This window comes from uncultured Actinomyces sp. (assembly GCF_963526355.1).
Classification (GTDB): Bacteria; Actinomycetota; Actinomycetes; order Actinomycetales; family Actinomycetaceae; genus Actinomyces.
Genome location: NZ_CAUROW010000025.1, coordinates 12,704 through 31,708, shown reverse-complemented (window position 1 = coordinate 31,708; position 19,005 = coordinate 12,704). Strand labels below are relative to the sequence as shown.

Here is a 19,005-nt window from a genome sequence, read left to right as displayed (position 1 = left end):
GCTCGCGGTCCTCGGCCCGCCCCACCGTGATGGGCGAGCCGGAGAGGTTGACCAGCACCGTCGCCCCGGCCAGCGCCGCCACGGAGGAGGGTGGGACAGGCACCCACATGTCCTCGCAGACCTCGACGTGGAAGGTCATGCCGGGGACGTCGTCGACATCGAACAGGAGGTTCGCCCCGAAGGGGACCCGCGCTGAGGGCCCGACACCGTCGGCGCTCTCGGCGCTGGAGCCGGAGCCGGAGCCGCTACGCACACCTGACAGCTCGATGCTCTCCACCCCAGAGGGCAGGGCGTCACCGGGCGCGAAGTGCCGCTTCTCGTAGAACTCCCGGTAGGTGGGCAGGTAGGACTTGGGGGCAACGCCGCGCACCCGCCCGCCCTGGATGACCAGGGCGCAGTTGTAGAGGCGCTCGCCCAGGCGCAGGGGGGCGCCGACGACGAGGGCGGTCAGGAGGTCGGTGCTGGCGGCACGCAGGGTCTCGATGGCGGTGAGCACATCGGACAGAAGGACGTCGGACAGGAGGAGATCGTCGATGGCGTAGCCGGTCAGGCACAGCTCGGGGAAGGCGGCCAGGCAGACGCCGTCATCGGCCAGGGTCCGGGCCTGTTCGATGATGGCGGCGGCATTGGCGGCCGGGTTGGCGGGTATCACCGGCAGGGTGGCGGCGGCGACGCGGGCGAAGCCCTGGTCGTAGGCGGAGAGGAACTCGATATCGGTCACGGCGCCGCTCACGGTGTCATCCACGACCTCATCCACGGCATCATTCATAGTCTCGGTCACAGGGCCGATCCTCCCATCGACGGCGCCTTCCTGCGAGACCTCCCGCGGTTAGTGTCTCACTCGCGGGGGGACTCGCACGCCTCGAAGGCACCCGTCTGGATCGAGGCGCACCCGGCCGCGTGGAAAGCCCCGGAGCAGTGAGGCGATGAGCGAGTCCAGCGGCGAGCTGCGCCCACCACGTCACCCGTGGAACCGGGGCGGCGAGGTGGGCGCAGTCCTGCACTCACGCATACGCCTGAAGCACCGCGTGGAACCGGTGGCGGCGAGGGCGGGCGCATGCCAGGAGAAAGCGAGTGACGGAGAGACAACAGGATGAGAGCAGTGAGGAAACGGCGATCACCTTCTTTCAGTGGACCCGAACGGTCCGGTTGTCATGAGTGGCTTTCAGTGGTCTCAACTCTGACGCGGGTCGTGTTGTGGCGGCGCTAACGACCGTCGGACGGCCGGCGGACAGACGCCGTCGGACGACTTCAGCCGATCCGACCATCCCCGACCAGGTCGGCATCGATCAGTACCGGGCGGGCGCGGGCTCCTCGAGCATGAGGCACCAGGCCGCGATGTAGGCCAGGCACATGGGACCGGGTAGGAGGCCTGCCAGGACCACTCCGACACGCACTGCGGTCACGGGCATGCCCCAGGCCTCAGCCAGGCCTCCGCAGACACCACCCAGGATGCGGTACTCGCGGGAACGGCGAGGCAATGAACTGCGGAAGCGATAGAACTCGCCGGCCCGCCCCGAGGAGGCGCCGGCGTCACCCCCGGGGCGGGAGGATTGGCTGAACTGACCGGGGTACTGCTGCTGTGTCATGCCACAAGTCTGGCCGAGGAGAACCGGCCTCCACCATCGGGGATCACCCTGACAAGCCCCTGATGTTTCTCGCCCCTCATCCCTGACTGCTTGATCGAAAGCAGGTGCCCGCGTAGTTTATTACTGTCGCTAACGCGCGTTAACGAGCAAGACCGGGGGCTTCACTCGGGCCTCCGTTCTGTCTGTGCCGCCACGCATCCGCCCCCGTTCCCAGCCGACCCCGTTCCCCGGAGGATATGCCATGAGCCGGATCGTCCGACCGCTCAGCGCCTTGACCGCCTTCTGCCTGCTCGCCGCAGGGGCGACACTGGCCTCCATGCCCGCATCCGCGACCGGCCCGGCCCACCCGACCACTCGGCTCGTCCCTGCCGCCCCGACGGATCCCAACGCCGACCAGGCCGGCGAGCAGTGGCGCCCGCAGGCCCACTACACCCCGCAGAAGAACTGGATGAACGACCCCAACGGGCTCGTCTACTACGACGGCGAGTACCACATGTTCTACCAGTACAACCCCGAGGGCTCGGACTGGGGCAACATGTCCTGGGGTCACGCGGTCTCCAAGGACCTGGTCCACTGGGAGGAGCTGGGCGTGGCGATCCCGTACACCTCCCAGTACGGGGTGTTCTCCGGCTCGGCGGTCATCGACACCAAGAACACCTCCGGTCTGGGCAGCCCGGACAACCCGGCCATGGTCGCAGTGTGGACGCGGGCCGACGTCGGCGGCAACCAGTCCCAGTCCCTGGCCTACTCCACCGACAAGGGCCGCACCTGGAGCCTGTACAACAACGGGGACCCGGTCCTGGACATCGGCTCCAACGAGTTCCGCGACCCGAAGGTCTTCTGGGACGAGACGGCCGACCGCTGGACGATGGTGGTCTCCCACGCCACTGAGCACCGCGTCTCCTTCTACTCCTCCCCTGATCTCATCCACTGGACCGAGCAGTCCAGTTTCGGCGGGGAGGGCATCACCTCGGCGGTGTGGGAGTGCCCGGACTTCTTCCCGATGCCGGTCGACGACGACTCCAAGGAGGTCAAGTGGGTCCTCGTGGTCACGGTGGCCGACTCCGCCCAGTACTTCGTGGGCAGCTGGGACGGATCCACCTTCACACCCGAGGAGATCCCCCACTACACCGGCGAGGAGGGCACGATCCTGGCCGACTTCGAGAACGGCTACACCGGCTGGAAGGCTGACGGCGCCGCTTTCGGCTCGGGCCCGGCCACCGGGGAGCTGCCCGGGCACCAGGGCAAGGCCTACGTGGACTCCTTCGGCAGCGGAGACGCCGATACCGGCACGCTGACCTCGGATGAGTTCACGGTCTCCTCGTCCTACATCAACCTGCGCACTGCCGGCGGCAAGCACCCCTACAACCCCGAGGCCACCGGTGACAACGGCGGCGGCAAGCTCCTGGCCGGCTTCGACGGCTCCTGGGACGGCTGGACCGTGGAGGGCACCGCCTTCGGGACCACGCCCCCTCAGGGCGCCACCCCCGGCCAGCAACCGCTGGTCAACCACTCCAGCGCCGGGCTGCTCAACACCTACTTCGATGTCAGCAACGGACAGGGCTCGGACGCCACCACCGGCACCGCGACCTCGCCGACCTTCACCATCGACTCCGCCTATCTCAACCTCCTCATGGGCGGCGGCAGCAACCCGCGCCCCGAGGGCGGTGCTGACGGGGGCTCCGGGGCGACCGTCGTCGAGCTCGTCGTCGACGGCAAGGTGGTGCGCACGGCCACCGGCCGCAACCTGGAGGAGCTCAACTGGCAGAGCTGGGACGTCAGCGATCTCAAGGGCACGTCCGCCCAGATCGTCGTCACCGACACGGCCACCGGAGGCTGGGGACACATTCTTCTGGACGAGGTGCGCGCCTCCGACACGAAGGCCTCCCCCTTCGCGGACAACACCTCGGTCAACCTCGTCGTCGACGGCAAGGTCGTCGCCTCCGCCACCGGCAACAACTCCGGAAACCTGGACTGGACGAGCATGGACGTCTCGGCCTACAAGGGCCGCAAGGCCCGGCTCGTCATTGAGGACCACAACGGCAATGCCGAGGACTGGGGCCACCTCATGGTCGACCAGATCGTCCAGTCAGACACGAAGGCCTTCTCCGGGGCCGACGTCGTCCCCCGCCTGGACCACGGCAAGGACTACTACGCGGCCGTCACCTGGAACGACGCCCCCGACGGCAAGCGCTACCAGGTGGGTTGGATGAGCAACTGGGCCTATGTGCGTGACCTTCCCACCACCACCTGGCGCACCGCCATGTCGACGGTGCGTGAGCTGGGACTGACCCGGGTCGACGGCAGGCTGCGGCTCACCGCCCAGCCGGTGACGGCCCTGGAGTCCCTGCGCACCGGCCAAGAGGTGACCCGGAAGGACATCGACGTCCCGGCGGGCGACGCCTCCCTCGGTCAGGCCGCCCGGGGCGGCTCTCTGGACATCAGCGTGGACCTGAGCCCCGGCACCTCCTCCTTCGCCGGTCTCAAGGTCCTCGACAACGGTGAGCAGTACACCCTCATCGGGTACGACGCCGAGACCAAGCAGGTCGTCGTGGACCGCACCCATTCCGGGATCATCGACTTCTCCGCGAAGTTCCCGAACCGCGCCACCGCCCCGCTCTCGCCGGACAGCAAAGGCCAGGTCCACCTGCGCATCGTCGTCGACGCTCACTCCGTGGAGGTCTTCGCCGCCGATGGAACCCCCGTCATCACCGAGACCGTCTACCCTAAACAGGACGCCACGAACGTCTCGCTCCACGCCGAGGGCGGCACCGCCCGCCTGAGCAGCCTGAGCCTGTGGCACCTGGGGTCGGCCAAGGATGCCGGCGGCGTCGCCGATGGCCCCGACTCCCCCGGCCCGGGGCAGCCGGCCGCGCCGAGGCAGCGCCACGGCCAGACCAGGGCCCCGACAGCATCGGCGAGCCCGGTTCCAGCCGCCGCAGGCAAGGGGGAGTCGAGCAGGTTCCCACTTGCCCGCACCGGCACGTCCCTGACGCTCGGCGTTCTGGGCGCGGCGGCCGCCGCGATCGGCGCCTACGTGATGCGCCTGCGCCGTCGGCGGGCCTGAGCGCCATCGCCACTCCTGCGGCCGGGGGCGTTCGACGCCGTCGGGGACAGGATTCCTGCACCCGCACGCGCAGACATGTCCCTCGTCTGTTGGCTCAGGCCGAGGAGCGGCGAACGATCTTCCCGGGCAGGAGGGTCTCGACGGGCACCTCCTCCCCCTCCATGAGGGCCAGCAGGAGGGAGACGGCGACCTTCCCCATCTCCTCGAAGGGGAGGGCCACGGTCGTCAGAGCGGGGTGGACCTGGTCGGCGATGAGCTCCTGGTCATCAATCCCGATAACGGCCACGTCCTCACGTACCCGCAGGCCCCGCTCGCGGATGGCGTCATAAGCGCCCATGGCCATGCGGTCGTTGCCACACACCAGGCCGGTGAGCCAGGGGCGATCCGTCAGGAGGCGAGCGGCGGCCGCGTACCCACCCCGGGTGGTGCCATGGCCGACGGCGACACTCACCGTGTTCCAGGGGATGCCGGCCCGCTCCAGGTAGGCCTCACAGCCGACGCGCCGTCCGGGCGCCGCCTCGCCGTCCTTCGGGTCCAGCTCGATGACGCCGATGTCCCGGTGGTGCCCCTCCAGGAGGGCTTGGGCGGCCAGGCGCCCCATCTGCTCCTCGTCGGGGCGCACGCAGGGCAGGCCGGAGACCGGGTCGGTGCAGTGGACCAGGACGGTGGGGATCTCGTGGGCCTGCACGGGCATTCGGACCAGGCAGTTCCACCCGGTGGCGTAGATGATGCCCTCGACCCGGGACTTCAGGAGCGTCTCGAAGGCCTCGGAGTCCACGTCCGCCTCGGTGGATGTCGGCACGATGAACAGGGTGTATCCGGCACGCCGGATCGCGTCCTGGATTCCACGGATCGTAGCGGCACCGAAGGGACTGGTGACGATCTCGGAGACCAGCCCGATGAGGGAGGACCGGCGCGAGGCCAGTGCGCGAGCCCCACCGTGGGGGCGGTAGCCGAGCTCGGCGGCCACCTGCTGGACGCGCTCGCGCGTCTCCGGGGCGATGCGGACACCGTCGCGATTGTTGAGGACGAAGGACACCGTGGTGCGCGAGACGCCCGCCGCCCGGGCCACGTCCTCCATGGTGGTCCTGTAGGTGTCGTTCACTGCACCTCCTCCCATCCCCTGCGGCTTTTCAGCCGGCCGTCTGCGCCCGGCCTGCTTCACCGGTCCGGCACCTGCACCGTCGAACGGCTCGGGGGCAGTCTGCCAGGACGACCTCACGGCGCGTAACTCTGACCAGCGGCAGCCGGGTCTCTGGACGATATCTTCTCCATATCTCTCCATTGCTCTGCGAGCCAGACCACCTTCCCGTTACCCTGAGTCCGTGACAACGACTTCGCCCCCTGGCTTCACGGTACGCGCCGTCCTGTGGGACATGGATGGCACGCTCATGGACTCCCAGCCCTTCTGGGACGAGGCCTTCATCCACCACTGCCAGGCATGGGGCGGCGATCCACGCCCCGAGCTCGTCGCCCAGATGACGGGCGCCTCGATTCGCAAGGCCCGCGAGCTCATCGCCGCCACCGGCGCCACGCGATCCTGGGACGATCCGGCCACACAAGAGGTCTTCACCGCGATAGCGCACGACGTCGAGGCCTCCGTGAGCGCCGCCCCTCCCCTACTGCCCGGGGCGCTGCGAATCACCTCGGCGCTGGCGGAGGTGGGGCTGGCCCAGGCGATTGTCTCGGCCTCGCCGCGCAGGATCGTGGAGAGGGTGGCCTCGGCCCTCGGCGATGTCTTCGCGGTCCTGGTGACCGGTGACGACGGTGTCGGGGCCAAGCCCGACCCGCTGCCCTATGCCACGGCCGTCGAACGCCTCGACCTAAGCCCCGAGGACTGCGTCGTCGTCGAGGACTCGCCCACAGGTGCGGCCTCAGCGAGGGGCAACGGGATCCACGTCGTGCAGATCGGGTCGCAAAAACACTTTCCGGCCGACCCCGGCCTCGTCGTCGTCCCGGACCTGGCCTCGATCACCCCACACCTGCTGCTGTGGGCGCAGCGCTGACGCGGGCCGGGCAACGGCCGGTCCCGGTCATGCATATAGGACCGGCTCGGGAACCACAGGGTTCCCGAGCCGGATGGGATGGATATGGACGAATTATGAGGATCGCTCAGAAGCAGGTCTCAGCTGCAGGCTTCAACCGCCTCAGGCGGCCTTGGGCCGCTGTGGGGTCTCCGGGTTCTCCTGGAGCGCCCACTGGCTTCGCAGGCAGTCGACGTAGAGGCGGATCTCCGCCACCAGATCGGTGTCCAGGAAGTCCGCTGCAGCCGTCTCAGGGGTCGTCGAGCACAGCCACTGCAGCTGGAGCCCGTCGGTGAGAGCGACCAAGCTGCGTGCCACCAGACGCGAGGGCATCTGCGGGTCAACGAGCCCGGCGGCCTTGCCGTCCTCAAAGCTGGACTCGAATCGCTCAACGGCGCCATTGAGGTGGTCGGCCATCCAGCGGTGCGCGGGGTGCGCGGCGTCAAGGACGGAGACCGCCGTGGCCGTGTAGATCGCCGCGAGATCACGGTGGGCGACATTGCGCTCGAGCAGCTCGATGTAGCGGTCCAGCAGGACCCAAGGGTCAGTGCCGATCTCCGCGACGGAGCCCGCGGTCCCCAGGGCGTCCACGTTGCCGACGGTGTCCACGGGGGCCTCGGCGGCGTCGCCCTCGGCTGTCGGGGAGTCCACGAGGATACTCAGGGCGTCCTCGTGGTCACGACGCTCAAGTACCTTGGCGAAGAGTTCGTCCTTGGAGGAGAAGTGGTGCAGCAGTCCGGCCTTGGAAATGTCCGCCGCATTGGCGATGTCGGCTAGGGAGGTGCCGGCATATCCGCGCTCTCCGAAGAGAATCACGGCTTCATTGAGGATGCGCACGCGCTTGTCCTCACTGCCCGCTCGGGGGCGCCCGGGTCCACGCCGCCTAGCCGGGGCAGCTGGAGGTGGAGTCGGGGTACTGACAGTGTTCATGGCCGAATCATGGCACCTTCCAGTAAGGGAATTGCAAGGCAGAATGGCGGTATTCGGAATAATCCGCTCAAGTGTGACCTCCACGTGGCCTACCCGTGACGTGAGTGACGACTTGATCTCTGTTTTCACATAATTAACCGGCCCTTACCAGCGCAGACACCCCCGACCGGGTGGTCTGTTGCAACTGCTGGACTCCCTGCCCATCCACACACTCATTCAATGCCCAGAGATTCTTGCGCGGACGTGCAGGTTCGCATGGTTCACCCACTAACATCACGGTTTCATAACACTTCCGACAATCTTGTTTCCGTTTCAAATATCGACAGCGGTCCTTGCGAGTCCGATGGGCCGGCGCACCACCCGCACCGCATGCTGGACCCATGCACCCAGGACACTCGACCCATGCCTGACGCTCATGACGACCACCGGCACACCCTCGTGAGGAGCCGCCACCTCCAACGACGACATCCGGTCCTCGTTCCGCGCTGAGAACGTCGAGGTACTACGTACTGCACATGACGTCTACCGGGATCAGGGTCGGTGTCTCAGGCCTGGGACTGGCGACCTGGCGGGCCATGGAGAACCAGCAGAGAGGCGGCACCCCGACGTCGAACCGCGGGAGACGATGACGCCATGCGTCGAGACCAGAAAACATCCACCTCTCCATCAACAAGTGCGGATCCTGTCGGGGCCCGAGCTGTTGGACGGGATGGCGCCCAGACAGCGGATGATCACCGATGGAGACCCGACATGCGCCAGTACGCTACTTTCGTTGTGAGATATCAACCGAAAGTCGCCCCACAGGACGGTTTCGGCGCCTGACGACCGCATGTGACCTTGCGCGCGCAGGGGTACCTCCCGGCAGGTTAACCGGCCTCATGCCCCCTACGATGGGCGATATGCGCCCCTTGCCCCCGCAGCCGCCGCGGCGCCCCTCCCGCCCCAGGCGGGGCCCCAGCCGCAGCTCCTCATCGGCTCCCGGACGCCGGGCGACCCCCTCCGGCGTCCCACATCGCAGCCCGGCCGGGCAGCATTCCACGCACCGCCGTTCGTCGGACACCCCGGATCCGACCAGCCGTCGCGCTCTGGTCGTCGCCCGGCGGGAGCGTCGGCTCCGCCGTGCCCGCAGCCGGCTCCTCTACGGCGCCATCGCGATGGTAGCGGTGGTCCTCATCGTCATCGCCGGCGTGCGCATCTGGGGCCTGCGCCCCGGTTTCGCCCTACCTCTGAGCGCCGGCGTCTCCACAACGCCTTCCCCGGCTCCAGCGGAAGCGGCGTCGTCCGCCAGGCCGTCAGCAAGCCAGTCGGCCTCGCCGACGGATTCCCCATCCGCGTCACCCACCCCATCGACCTCGTCACTGCCGCCCCCGCGGCTGGACGCCGAGGGATTCGCCCACTCCGACGCCGTCGGCGACGGCACCTGGACGATCGCCCCGGCCGTGCCTGTCTCCCGACCCGCAGCCGGAACCGTCTACCGCTACGTGCTCCAGGTCGAGGGCGGAACGCATGTCGACGCCGCCGCAGCGGCCCCCATCATCGAGCACATTCTCAACGACGAACGCGGCTGGCCCACCGCGCAGAGCACGTCCTTCGAGCCGGTGGCCGATCCCGCCGCCGCCGACTTCGCGCTGAACATCGCCACACCACCCAGCGCCGACGCCCTGTGCTCGCCGCTGGAGACCTCCGGCATGTGGAGCTGTCGCAACGCGAACAACGTGGTCATCAACTCCGACCGCTGGAACTGGGGCGCCATCACCTACCCCGACGTCGACTCCTACCGTACCTACGTCACCAACCACGAGGTGGGCCACTTCCTCGGTCACGAGCACGAGTTCTGCACCGGAGCCGGCCTCAAAGCCCCCCTGATGGCCCAGCAGAGCCACGACATCGCCGGAGGCTGCGTGTTCAACGCCTGGCCCACTCAGGACAGCCAGCCCGGCTGAGATACGCACCGCTACGGGCAGCAAGAGGGGGTGAGTCCACCTGCGCGGCGGACCCACCCCCTCGTTGACTCGTCGGTCCGATCGGGTCGATGAGACCAGTCGACCGTCCCGGCTCAGGCCGGCGACGCCGCCGAGGAGGCTGAGGGCAGGTGCGCCTCACCCTCGGCTCGCAGCGTGAGGCCGTCGCTGCCATCGACCTTGTCGACGACGACCTTCTGCCCGTCGAGGACCTCCCCGGCCAGCAGCATGCGGGCCAGACGGTCACCGATCTCCCGCTGCACGAGGCGGCGCAGCGGCCGGGCCCCGTAGGCGGGGTCGTAGCCCTCATCGGCCAGCCAGCTGCGGGCGGCGTCGGTCACCTCCAGGCTCAAACGCCGCTCCGTCAGACGCTTGGCGATCCGGGCCAGCTGGATCTCGACGATCTCACCCAGCTCCTCCTTGGAGAGGGCCTCGAAGACGATGATGTCGTCGAGGCGGTTGAGGAACTCCGGCTTGAAGGAGGCCTGAACCACGCTCATGACCTCGTTGCGCTTCTCCTCGGGGCTGGTGAGCGGGTCAGTGAGGTACTGGCTGCCCAGGTTCGAGGTGAGGACGAGGATGACGTTGCGGAAGTCGACCGTACGCCCCTGGCCGTCGGTGAGGCGGCCGTCGTCGAGCACCTGCAGAAGGATGTCGAAGACCTCGGGGTGGGCCTTCTCGACCTCGTCGAGCAGGACCACGGAGTAGGGCCGACGCCGTACGGCCTCGGTGAGCTGGCCGCCCTCCTCGTAGCCGACGTACCCGGGAGGGGCACCCACGAGGCGCGCCACGGAGTGCTTCTCGGAGTACTCGGACATGTCGATGCGCACGATGGCGCGCTCGTCGTCGAAGAGGAACTCGGCCAGGGCCTTGGCCAGCTCGGTCTTGCCCACACCCGTGGGCCCCAGGAAGAGGAAGGAGCCGGTGGGACGGTCGGGGTCGGAGATCCCGGCCCGCGAGCGGCGCACCGCGTCGGCCACGGCGGCCACGGCGGCCTTCTGCCCGATGAGGCGCTCGCCGATGACCTCCTCCATGGTCAGGAGCTTCTCGGTCTCCCCTTGAAGGAGCTTGCCCACAGGGATCCCGGTCCAGGAGCCCACGACCTCGGCAATCTCGGGGGCGCCGACCTTCTCGGCGATCATCGGCTCACCGGCGGCCTCCTCGGCGTCGTCGGCGGCCTCGGCCTCACGGATCTGGCGCTCCAGGGCCGGCATGTCGCCGTAGCGCAAGCGACCGGCCTCCTCGAAGTTGCCTTCGCGCTCGGCCAGGTCGGCGCGGGTGCGCATCTCGTCCAGGGCCGCGCGCAGCTCGCCGACCTTGTTGTGGCCGGCCTTCTCGGCCTCCCAGCGGGCGTTGAGCGAGGCCAGCTCCTCGGAGGCGTCGGCCAGCTCGGCGCGCAGGCGCTCCAGGCGGTCGACGTCGGCCGGGTCGGCCTTGGCCACGTCCTCGATGGACTCGTCCAGGTAGGCCTCCTCCATGCGCATGCGGTCCACGCGGCGGCGCAGCTCGTCGATCTCGACGGGGCTGGAGTCGAGCTCCATGCGCAGGCGCGAGGCGGCCTCATCGACCAGGTCGATGGCTTTGTCCGGCAGCTGGCGACCGGTGATGTAGCGGTCGGAGAGGGCCGCGGCGGCCACGAGGGCGCCGTCGGAGATGGTCACCTGGTGGTGGGCCTCGTACTTGGGGGCGATACCGCGCAGGATGGCGACGGTGTCCTCGACGCTGGGCTCACCGACGAAGACCTGCTGGAAGCGGCGCTCCAGGGCGGGATCCTTCTCGATGTTCTCGCGGTACTCGTCCAGGGTGGTGGCGCCCACCATGCGCAGCTCGCCGCGGGCCAGCATGGGCTTGAGCATGTTGCCGGCGTCCATCGCGCCCTCGGAGCCACCGCCCGCTCCGACGACGGTGTGCAGCTCGTCGATGAAGGTGATGACCTCGCCGTCGGAGTCCTTGATCTCCTTGAGGACGGCCTTGAGGCGCTCCTCGAACTCGCCGCGGTACTTGGCGCCGGCCACCATCCCGGACAGGTCCAGGGCGATGAGGCGCTTGCCGCGCAGGGACTCGGGGACATCGCCGGCCACGATGCGCTGAGCCAGGCCCTCGACGACGGCGGTCTTACCGACACCGGGCTCCCCGATGAGGACGGGGTTGTTCTTAGTGCGCCGGGACAGGACCTGCACGACGCGGCGGATCTCGGCGTCACGGCCGATGACCGGGTCGAGGCGCCCCTCCCGGGCGGACTCGGTGAGGTCGGTGCCGTACTTCTCGAGGGTCTTATAGGTGCCCTCGGGGTTGGCGGAGGTCACCCGCGAGGAGCCGCGAACCTGGGGCAGGGCCTCGATGAGGGCATCCGGGGTGGCGCCGGCGTCGGCCAGGGCGCGGGCCACGGTGGGGGTCGAGCCGGAGGCGTCGCCTTTGGCCAGGCCGATGAGCAGGTGCTCGGTGGAGATGTACTCATCGGCCAGCTCCTTGGCGACCGCCGAGGCGGCCTCGAGGGCGGCCAGCAGGGCGCGCGAGGGCTGAGGCTGGGTCATCGAGGAGCCCGAGGAGGCGGGCAGCTGGGTCAGGAGGCGGCGCGCGGAGGCGCCGACGGCCTGGCGGGCCGCGGTGTCGGGGCAGACGGCGGCCAGGAGTCCCGCGGCGACGCCGTCGGGCTGGGAGAGGAGCTCGACGAGCAGGTGCGCCGGCTCGATCTGGGGGTTGCCGGCCGCGGCGGCAGCCTGCATGGCCCCGGCGATCGCCTCCTGCGACTTGGTGGTGTAGTTGGTGTCCATACGGATCTCCTTTGAGGGTGGTCACGCCTTGTGTCTTCTTCTGGCCATCTCAACCTTCACAGAGTTGAGTCTATTCCACTCAACTTCTTGAGTGGGCAGTGGCGTGGACTACTCCCTCAGGCGAGCCCGTTCCCGTCACCGGCAACGATCGCCCCCGCCCCCAGCGAGTCCGGTCTCTTGACTCACCATCGTTCGACGCCGCAGGGCAAGGGGAGCAGCACCGACATCGCAGGCTGATCGGCTCCGCAGCCACACACAGCAACCGTCCGCATCCACACAATATGACGGCTAAGATGATATCGCCCTCGCTCCGCCGGCCGACATCGGAGGACCACGATGAGAGCAAAGGTCCAAGCCGTCAGTGCTGCCACGGCCGCGTTGACACTCCTTGGTCTCACAGCGGCACTGGGTGGGTGCAGCGCCTTGAGAGGCTCCTCCACATCGTCGTCGACAGCACCAGCCGCGAGGCAGACCACGACCGCCCCCTCGGCCCCCACGGGTTATGCGGACGTCACTTCGAGCTCGGCCCAAATCACCATCGCACTGCCCGCAGACTGGAAGGACATCTCCAGCTATTCTCGAACCGAGCTCATCCCCCTGGCCGAGGACCTGGGCACGGACGACAACAAGGCCCTCAAGGCGAATCTCGACGCCTACGAGGTCTTCAAGACCGCGGGATCATCCCCGGGGCAGCCGTTCTCGCCGCGGGTCTACATCGACAATGAGCGTCAGGAGAATGCGAAGATGAACGTCGGGGACGCGTTCTCCGACGCCTCGAAGCAGGAACGGGTGACGATCGAGTCGGTCGAGGCGATCCAGACCGTCAACGGGCAGGGCATCAAGGGGACTTTCTCCCACGCGCCCCGGAGCAGGGCCGATCATGGATCAGTCCTCTACCTTCCCACCTCGACCGCGGACTACGCCCGCGTGTTCGTATTCGCCTCCTCTGCCGACGACGCGCATCAGCTCACCGCGGCCATCATCGCCTCCGCGCACTGAACCGTTGGGGGCCAGCGGGTTTGAGCCGTTGATCTCCTGGTCCAGGGTGAGGAACAGGTCGCGCTCTGAGCCCGGGGCGCCTCTGGCCGGCCTCGTCGCCCCTGACCCGGTGACGCACCGATCAAGGCGGGTGGAGGTCCCGCTGTGCCAGTTCTCTGGGGAAGTTGGTTCGATGGCGCTGGTAACCGCCGCAGAGGGTTTTCCTCGCCCCGCCCGATCCGGCGACGGCATTCGGATCATGCGGTCTTCTCTCACCGACGTGTTCGCGCTCAGGGTCTTTGTTGGACGCACCCATCCAGGACCGGCCACCGCGAGAGGATAAGGGGCCCCTCCAGCCCCCTCCGGCCCCCTCCAAGGCCTCCACAAGCCACAGCCGAAAAGCGATCCGCTTGGAGAACTCCCAGCAAAGCGTGATCTCCTTTACCAACGCTTTTTCTCACACTCTGGAGCACCATGAAGACCCTACGCACCGCCGCGACCGTACTGGCCGGACTCTCCCTGGCCACCGCCCCCGTTCTGACCGCCTGCTCACAGAGCACGCAGGGCTCCGGCTCATCCAGCTCAGCCACCTCCGACAGCTCATCAGACTCGACGACGGGCAAGGCGAAGGACAAGGACGGTAACGACAAGAAGACCTCCGCCAGCGACGCCGCATCCAGTCAGACCGATAGGTCGGCAAAACCCGCCCCCAGCGACAGCCAGGAGGCCACCGGCTCCATCACAGGCCTTACCTTCGCCATCCCGAAGGACTGGGCGGATCTCAAGAACCTCGACCCCTCGGAGAAGGAGGCGGTCGCCCGGACCATGGGCCTTGACAGCACCGCCCTCGACCAGCAGACCAGTGCCTTCGACATCTTCTACCGCGCCACGGAACCCGACGGCTCCGGGTTCTACAACAACGTCAACTTGGCCTCTCAGACACTGCTTCTGACGTCCACCCCTTCCGAGTTCGACATCACGTCGCTACTCACCCAGCAGAGCGCGACCCTCAAGGAGTACTCCACCAAGCAGACCGCCAATGGCGAAGCCGCGGTGGGGACCTACACGATGCAGGCAAATGGCAAGACGGTTGAGGGAACCGTCATCATGGTTCCGACCTCGCAGCCCGCAGCCGGTTACGCCAACTACGCGACGATCTATGTGTCTGCCAGTTCTGCGGACGAGGCGGAACAGATCACCGGCACCATCCTCGATACGATCCACTGAGTCGGGCCGGCAGGCCGGCTTCAGGCCGTCGACAGTCCACCGGCAGGACTCACCCGTGAGCGCGGCCGGGGACGTTCCACGCGGCCGGGCACACATTGATCCCGAGGGGGACCTTTTTCGCCTACGGGGACGGGATAACCGCACCCGTCCGCGCAGGACGTCCCTGCTGGGAGCCGAACGCACCCCTACGCGTGGAATGTCCCCGGCGAAAGGCCGCCAGTCCCTTACCACTGCCAGGTGGGGCGGGTGGGGGAGCCTGCGGCATCGGCCAGAAGGACGGCCTGACGTACACGGCGCGTCAGCAGGGACAGGACGAGCCGGTAGGAGTCCTCCACCATGTCGACGGCGTCGCCGGCCCGGTAGCCGGTGCTGGTGAGGTCGATGCTCACCCAGTGGCGTTTGGACTGATGGAAGCCCGGCTCCACCCAGTTGTACGCCTCCCGCACGGCGACGACGTCCTCGGGGTCGAGCTTGACGTTGGCCAGCAGCCGTCCGTCAGTATGGGTGATGAGCAACAGGAACAGACGGGTCCCCACTGAGGCCACGGGGATGTCCCACTCAGGCTTGTCGCCGACCCAAGCACCGGGCAGGTCAGCCGCATGGGCCAGAAGCGCGTCACGGCGTGCAGCCACGGCGGTATCGTCGACGCGCGTGAAGGGCCCGTTGGGATGAGGGACATGGTGGAGCAGGTCAGTCATCGACGTCGAGCCTACGTTCTCCTACCGGCCGTGCGGAACATCGACGTCAACCACAACGGGGTACGGCCCCTGACGGCGAGACCCGCGGAATACCCCCGTGGTGACGTACGTGCCTAAACCTGGCACCATTCGGATGATGCCGCCGTCATCCGACGTCCGGCTACCTGACGGAAGGAGACACACATGGGACTTGACGACCTGGCGAAGAAGGCCGGTGACGCTCTCAACTCCGACAAGGCCGAGGCGATCAGCGACAAGGCGCTCGACGCCGCAGCCGGCGCGGTCAAGAAGGCGACCGGCGGCAAGTACGACGACACGATCGACTCTGCCCGAGACGCCGTCGACGGCAAGCTCGGCACGGACTGATCCGGTGAGAGCCCGCTTGCCCCCAAGCACCGCGGTCTTCTGATCGCAGGAACGAGGGCCCCGCACCGTGTGGTGCGGGGCCCTCGCCCGGTCCCGGTCCAGCTGGGCTCCTCTCCCGGCCGCATCCGACGTCGGCCACCGCTGTCCGGCATCATCGGCGCAAAGACCCAGCTGTCTCCCACCGGGACGTCTCTTCCGCGTCCCCTCGGACCACCCCCCTTCCTACTGCGCGTTGAGCGCGGCGGTCGGAGGAGTGCGGGAGGCTCGAACGGCCGGGTACACACCGGCCAGGGCACCGATGGCGATGGTGACTCCCAGACCGCCGGCAACAGCGATCACCGGCAGGGAGAAGGGCCAGCCATTGGCGGCCGACATTCCGGCAGTCACCCCGATCCCGATGACGCAACCCAGGGCCCCGCCCAGGGAGGCCAGCAGCAGCGCCTCGGTCATGAACTGCACCAGGATGTGACCACGCATGGCGCCCAGAGACCGCCTCAGCCCGATCTCCCGACGCCGTTCCAGCACCGAGATGATCATGGTGTTGGCCACCCCGATACCACCGACGAGCAGGGCGATCGAGCCCACGCCCAGCAGCAGGCCGGTGAAGGCCTTGTCCGCTGCGTTCTTGGCCTCCAGCGCGTCCGAGGGACGCGAGACCTTGACCTCGTTGGGGGCCTGCGGCGAGATCGACGGCGCCAGCACCTGGCGCACCGTGGGGACGGCGGAGTCCTGGCTGCGTGTGTAGACCGTCGTCGGCTTGGCGTCGTGCCCCAGCAGGTTGCTGGCCACGCCCTGACCGATGAGGGCGGCGTTGTTGAGCTCGGGTGCCAACACCACCGGCTTGAGGATACCGACCACGGTGAACCAGTTGCCGCCCAGCCACACATTGGTGCCCGGCGAGACGACACCGAGGCGCTGGGCCGCCGTCTGCCCCAGGACCGTGGCCGGGTACTTGCTGGTGGCCTCGTTGAGCCAGGTGCCCTTGTCCACCTGTCCGGCCACGACGTCGAGCAGCGACTTGTCCGCGGCCAGGGTGGTGATGCCGCCGGAGGCGTTCTTGTCGATGAACGGGCTGCGGTAGACCAGCGAGTTCTTGACCAGGCCGGTGCTCGAGGCGCTCTGGACGTTGTCGAGGAGCCGGACCTTGCCGACGGTGTCCTGCGGCAGGGAGGAGGAGTTGCCGAAGAGGTCCTGGCCGGCGGTGGCCGTCAACAGGTTGGTCCCCAGGGAGTCGAGCTGGGCGGCCAGCTGGGCGCGGCTGGAGGCCGAGATGCCAACCACCGAGATCATGGCGGCGATGCCGATGGCGATGCCCAGGGCGGACAGGAAGGCGCGGGTGGGGCGCGCCCTGATGCCGGTGCCTCCCAGGCGCAGCACGTCGGCAAGACGCAGCCGCGAGCGCTGGAGCCGGCGGTCGGATCCGCCGGCCTGGTCGTTGCGGTCGCGGTCACGCCGGAGTATAGACGTCGTCATGGACGATCTCCTTCTGGCTTGAGTCCCCCACGATGCGGCCGTCGCGGATAGCGATCTGCCGGGGGAGCCGGGCGGCCAGCTCGTTGTCGTGGGTGATGACGATGATCGTGGTGCCCTGGGAGTGGAGCTCGTGGAGAAGCTCAACGATCGAGGCCCCGGAGGTGGAGTCGAGGTTCCCGGTGGGCTCGTCGGCCAGCAGCAGGGGCGGCTCGCCGACGACGGCCCGCGCGATGGCCACGCGCTGGCGCTCTCCGCCGCTCATCTGATGGGGGCGGTGGTCGAGCCGGTGGGCCAGGCCGACGCGCTCGAGGGCGGCTCGGGCGCGTCGGCGCCGCTCGGATCGGGGGACCCCGCTGTAGAGCAGGCCGTCGGCAACGTTGTCAACCGCGTTGACGCCGTCGGCCAGGTGGAACTGCTGGAAGACGAAGCCGATGCGGCTGGCCCTCAGGGCCGAGAGCCTGGCGTCGGACAGGGAGCCGACGTCGACGCCGTCAATCTCGACGCTGCCTGAGCTGGGCCGGTCCAGGGTGCCAATGAGGTTGAGTAGTGTGGATTTGCCCGAGCCCGAAGGGCCGACGATGGCGACGAACTCACCGTAGTCGACCTCCAGGCTCACGCCCGCGCAGGCGGCCACTGGCGGCTCCCCGTAGGTTCGCCGCACATCACGCAGGGACAGGATGCGGCTCATGTCTGCGGCACCACCACTCGCTGTCCCTCGGAGACACTCTCGCCGGAGATCTCCACGCGCCCACCGGCGAACATCCCGATGGTGACCGGCACCTTGCGGGTGGTGCCGTCGGACTCGACGATCTCAACGCCGTACTGGTCGGGGCTCAGGGCCAACAGGGCCCCGATCGGCACCGACAGAACACCCTCTCGCTTCTCGCTGGGCAGGTTGACGGTGACGGAGACCTCCTGGAAGTTGGCGGTCGCCGAGGCGTCGGTGAGGGTGACGGCGATGGGGATGACCCGTTCCTTGGAGTCGCTGGAACCGGATCCGGAACCCGAACCGGAACCGGAGGACTTCTCGGTGGGCGTGCCCACGGAGGTGATGGAGCCGGTGGTGGTGCTGGCGTCGGGCAGCTTGATGGTCACGGCGGTGCCGACGACGGCGAGCTTCTGGTCGGAGAGCTTGATATTGGCGTCAACCACCTGAGTGGTGGAGGTGACGTCGTAGAGCTCGGCATCGGCGGCGATGCGGTCCCCAACGCGGGCGGTGACCGTCCCCACGCGCAGGTCCCCGGGGGTGAAGACCATGCGTCCCAGCGGGATGGTCCCGGTCTGGGGCAGGCCGACGGAGTTCTGCCACTTCATGATGGCGCTGGTGGTGGCCCAGCTGAAGTGGTTGTCGGGCTCATAGTCGAAATGACCCATATCGCGCAGGAGGGTCTCGAGCTGACGGATGTCCTCGCCGTTCTCCATCCCGGACTCGAAGGCGCGCCAGGCGGGGAGGGAACCGTGCATGAGGTAGGCGATCTCAGTACCCGTGCGGTAGAGGACGTCACCCTGGGTCAAGACGGTTCCGGATTCGGGCACCTGGATGAGGACACCCTCGAAGCCCGACTTGAACTTGCGCGAGTCGGAGTAGCGCAGGGTCCCGGTCACGGAGGTCTGCCCCTGGAGGTCCCCCTTGGTGATGGTGTCGGTGGCGCCGTTGAAGGTCGGCGTCGTCGGCTTCGGTTTGGCGGCGAAGGGGCCGGAGCGGGTGACGAAGGCCCCTGCGCCCGCTCCCGCGGCCAGGACCGCGGCGGCCCCCATGGCCAGGAACGCCCGGCGTCGGGTGTGACGTACCGTGCCCAGATCACCCGCTGTGCCGGTCGAGCCGGTGGTCGAGCCGCCGTCGACCTGCGTGGAAGTGGTGGTCTTATCCATGTGCATGCCTGTCTGAATGTATGTCTGCTGTCTGCGCGGCAGCCCG

15 protein-coding genes are annotated in these 19,005 nt (G+C 68.3%); 6 read left to right on the top strand and 9 right to left on the bottom strand.

Annotation, left to right across the window (positions count from 1 at the left end; translation table 11 throughout):
• Positions 1–769 (bottom strand): nitrilase-related carbon-nitrogen hydrolase (locus tag RWR81_RS07275; protein ID WP_314456364.1); only part of this gene is annotated, 769 nt, incomplete at its 3' end.
• A 520-nt stretch (positions 770–1,289) separates the two neighbouring features.
• Positions 1,290–1,589 (bottom strand): PspC domain-containing protein, encoded by a 300-nt coding sequence (locus tag RWR81_RS07270; protein WP_314456362.1) that lies wholly within the window; start codon positions 1,587–1,589, stop codon positions 1,290–1,292.
• 241 nt (positions 1,590–1,830) lie between these two features.
• Between RWR81_RS07270 and RWR81_RS07265 the strand changes: the two genes are divergently transcribed.
• Positions 1,831–4,656: a GH32 C-terminal domain-containing protein gene (locus RWR81_RS07265; protein ID WP_314456360.1), complete on the top strand. Its 2,826-nt coding sequence runs from the start codon at positions 1,831–1,833 to the stop codon at positions 4,654–4,656.
• 94 nt (positions 4,657–4,750) lie between these two features.
• Here the strand turns inward: RWR81_RS07265 and RWR81_RS07260 are convergent, their stop codons facing one another.
• On the bottom strand, positions 4,751–5,761 hold the full coding sequence (locus RWR81_RS07260; RefSeq protein ID WP_314456358.1) for a LacI family DNA-binding transcriptional regulator: 1,011 nt from the start codon (positions 5,759–5,761) through the stop codon (positions 4,751–4,753).
• Positions 5,762–5,981: 220 nt separating this feature from the next.
• Here RWR81_RS07260 and RWR81_RS07255 point away from each other — a divergent pair, with 220 nt between their 5' ends.
• Positions 5,982–6,662, top strand: a complete 681-nt coding sequence (locus RWR81_RS07255) for an HAD family phosphatase (RefSeq protein ID WP_314456357.1) — start codon at positions 5,982–5,984, stop codon at positions 6,660–6,662.
• A gap of 141 nt (positions 6,663–6,803) precedes the next feature.
• Here RWR81_RS07255 and RWR81_RS07250 read toward each other — a convergent pair whose 3' ends face one another.
• Positions 6,804–7,610: a helix-turn-helix domain-containing protein gene (locus tag RWR81_RS07250; protein WP_314456355.1), complete on the bottom strand. Its 807-nt coding sequence runs from the start codon at positions 7,608–7,610 to the stop codon at positions 6,804–6,806.
• An 899-nt stretch (positions 7,611–8,509) separates the two neighbouring features.
• Between RWR81_RS07250 and RWR81_RS07245 the strand changes: the two genes are divergently transcribed.
• Positions 8,510–9,553, top strand: a complete 1,044-nt coding sequence (locus RWR81_RS07245) for a DUF3152 domain-containing protein (protein ID WP_314456353.1) — start codon at positions 8,510–8,512, stop codon at positions 9,551–9,553.
• A gap of 113 nt (positions 9,554–9,666) precedes the next feature.
• On the opposite strand, the gene clpB is transcribed toward RWR81_RS07245, so the two are convergent.
• Positions 9,667–12,345, bottom strand: coding sequence for an ATP-dependent chaperone ClpB (gene clpB / locus RWR81_RS07240; protein WP_314456351.1), 2,679 nt, complete (start codon positions 12,343–12,345; stop codon positions 9,667–9,669).
• Positions 12,346–12,681: 336 nt separating this feature from the next.
• Between clpB and RWR81_RS07235 the strand changes: the two genes are divergently transcribed.
• Positions 12,682–13,344 carry a hypothetical protein gene (locus RWR81_RS07235; protein ID WP_314456350.1) on the top strand — a complete coding sequence of 221 codons (663 nt, stop codon included), beginning with the start codon at positions 12,682–12,684 and terminating at the stop codon, positions 13,342–13,344.
• 453 nt (positions 13,345–13,797) lie between these two features.
• Entirely contained in the window at positions 13,798–14,550 is a 753-nt protein-coding gene (locus tag RWR81_RS07230) for a hypothetical protein (protein WP_314456349.1), read from the top strand.
• 224 nt (positions 14,551–14,774) lie between these two features.
• Here RWR81_RS07230 and RWR81_RS07225 read toward each other — a convergent pair whose 3' ends face one another.
• Entirely contained in the window at positions 14,775–15,248 is a 474-nt protein-coding gene (locus RWR81_RS07225; protein ID WP_314456348.1) for an MmcQ/YjbR family DNA-binding protein, read from the bottom strand.
• Positions 15,249–15,431: 183 nt separating this feature from the next.
• On the opposite strand from RWR81_RS07225, the gene RWR81_RS07220 reads away from it, so the two are divergent.
• Complete coding sequence (locus RWR81_RS07220) at positions 15,432–15,614, top strand: Rv0909 family putative TA system antitoxin (protein ID WP_314456343.1); 183 nt, start codon at positions 15,432–15,434, stop codon at positions 15,612–15,614.
• A 222-nt stretch (positions 15,615–15,836) separates the two neighbouring features.
• On the opposite strand, the gene RWR81_RS07215 is transcribed toward RWR81_RS07220, so the two are convergent.
• Genes RWR81_RS07215 through RWR81_RS07205 form a run of 3 tightly spaced genes read right to left on the bottom strand, consistent with a single transcriptional unit; the run spans position 15,837 to position 18,959 of the window.
• Positions 15,837–17,087: an ABC transporter permease gene (locus RWR81_RS07215; RefSeq protein ID WP_314456341.1), complete on the bottom strand. Its 1,251-nt coding sequence runs from the start codon at positions 17,085–17,087 to the stop codon at positions 15,837–15,839.
• Positions 17,062–17,775, bottom strand: coding sequence for an ABC transporter ATP-binding protein (locus RWR81_RS07210; protein WP_314456339.1), 714 nt, complete (start codon positions 17,773–17,775; stop codon positions 17,062–17,064). Before RWR81_RS07210 ends, RWR81_RS07215 begins: the two co-directional genes overlap by 26 nt.
• Positions 17,772–18,959: a peptidoglycan-binding protein gene (locus RWR81_RS07205; RefSeq protein ID WP_314456337.1), complete on the bottom strand. Its 1,188-nt coding sequence runs from the start codon at positions 18,957–18,959 to the stop codon at positions 17,772–17,774. Before RWR81_RS07205 ends, RWR81_RS07210 begins: the two co-directional genes overlap by 4 nt.
• Positions 18,960–19,005: the final 46 nt, after the last annotated feature.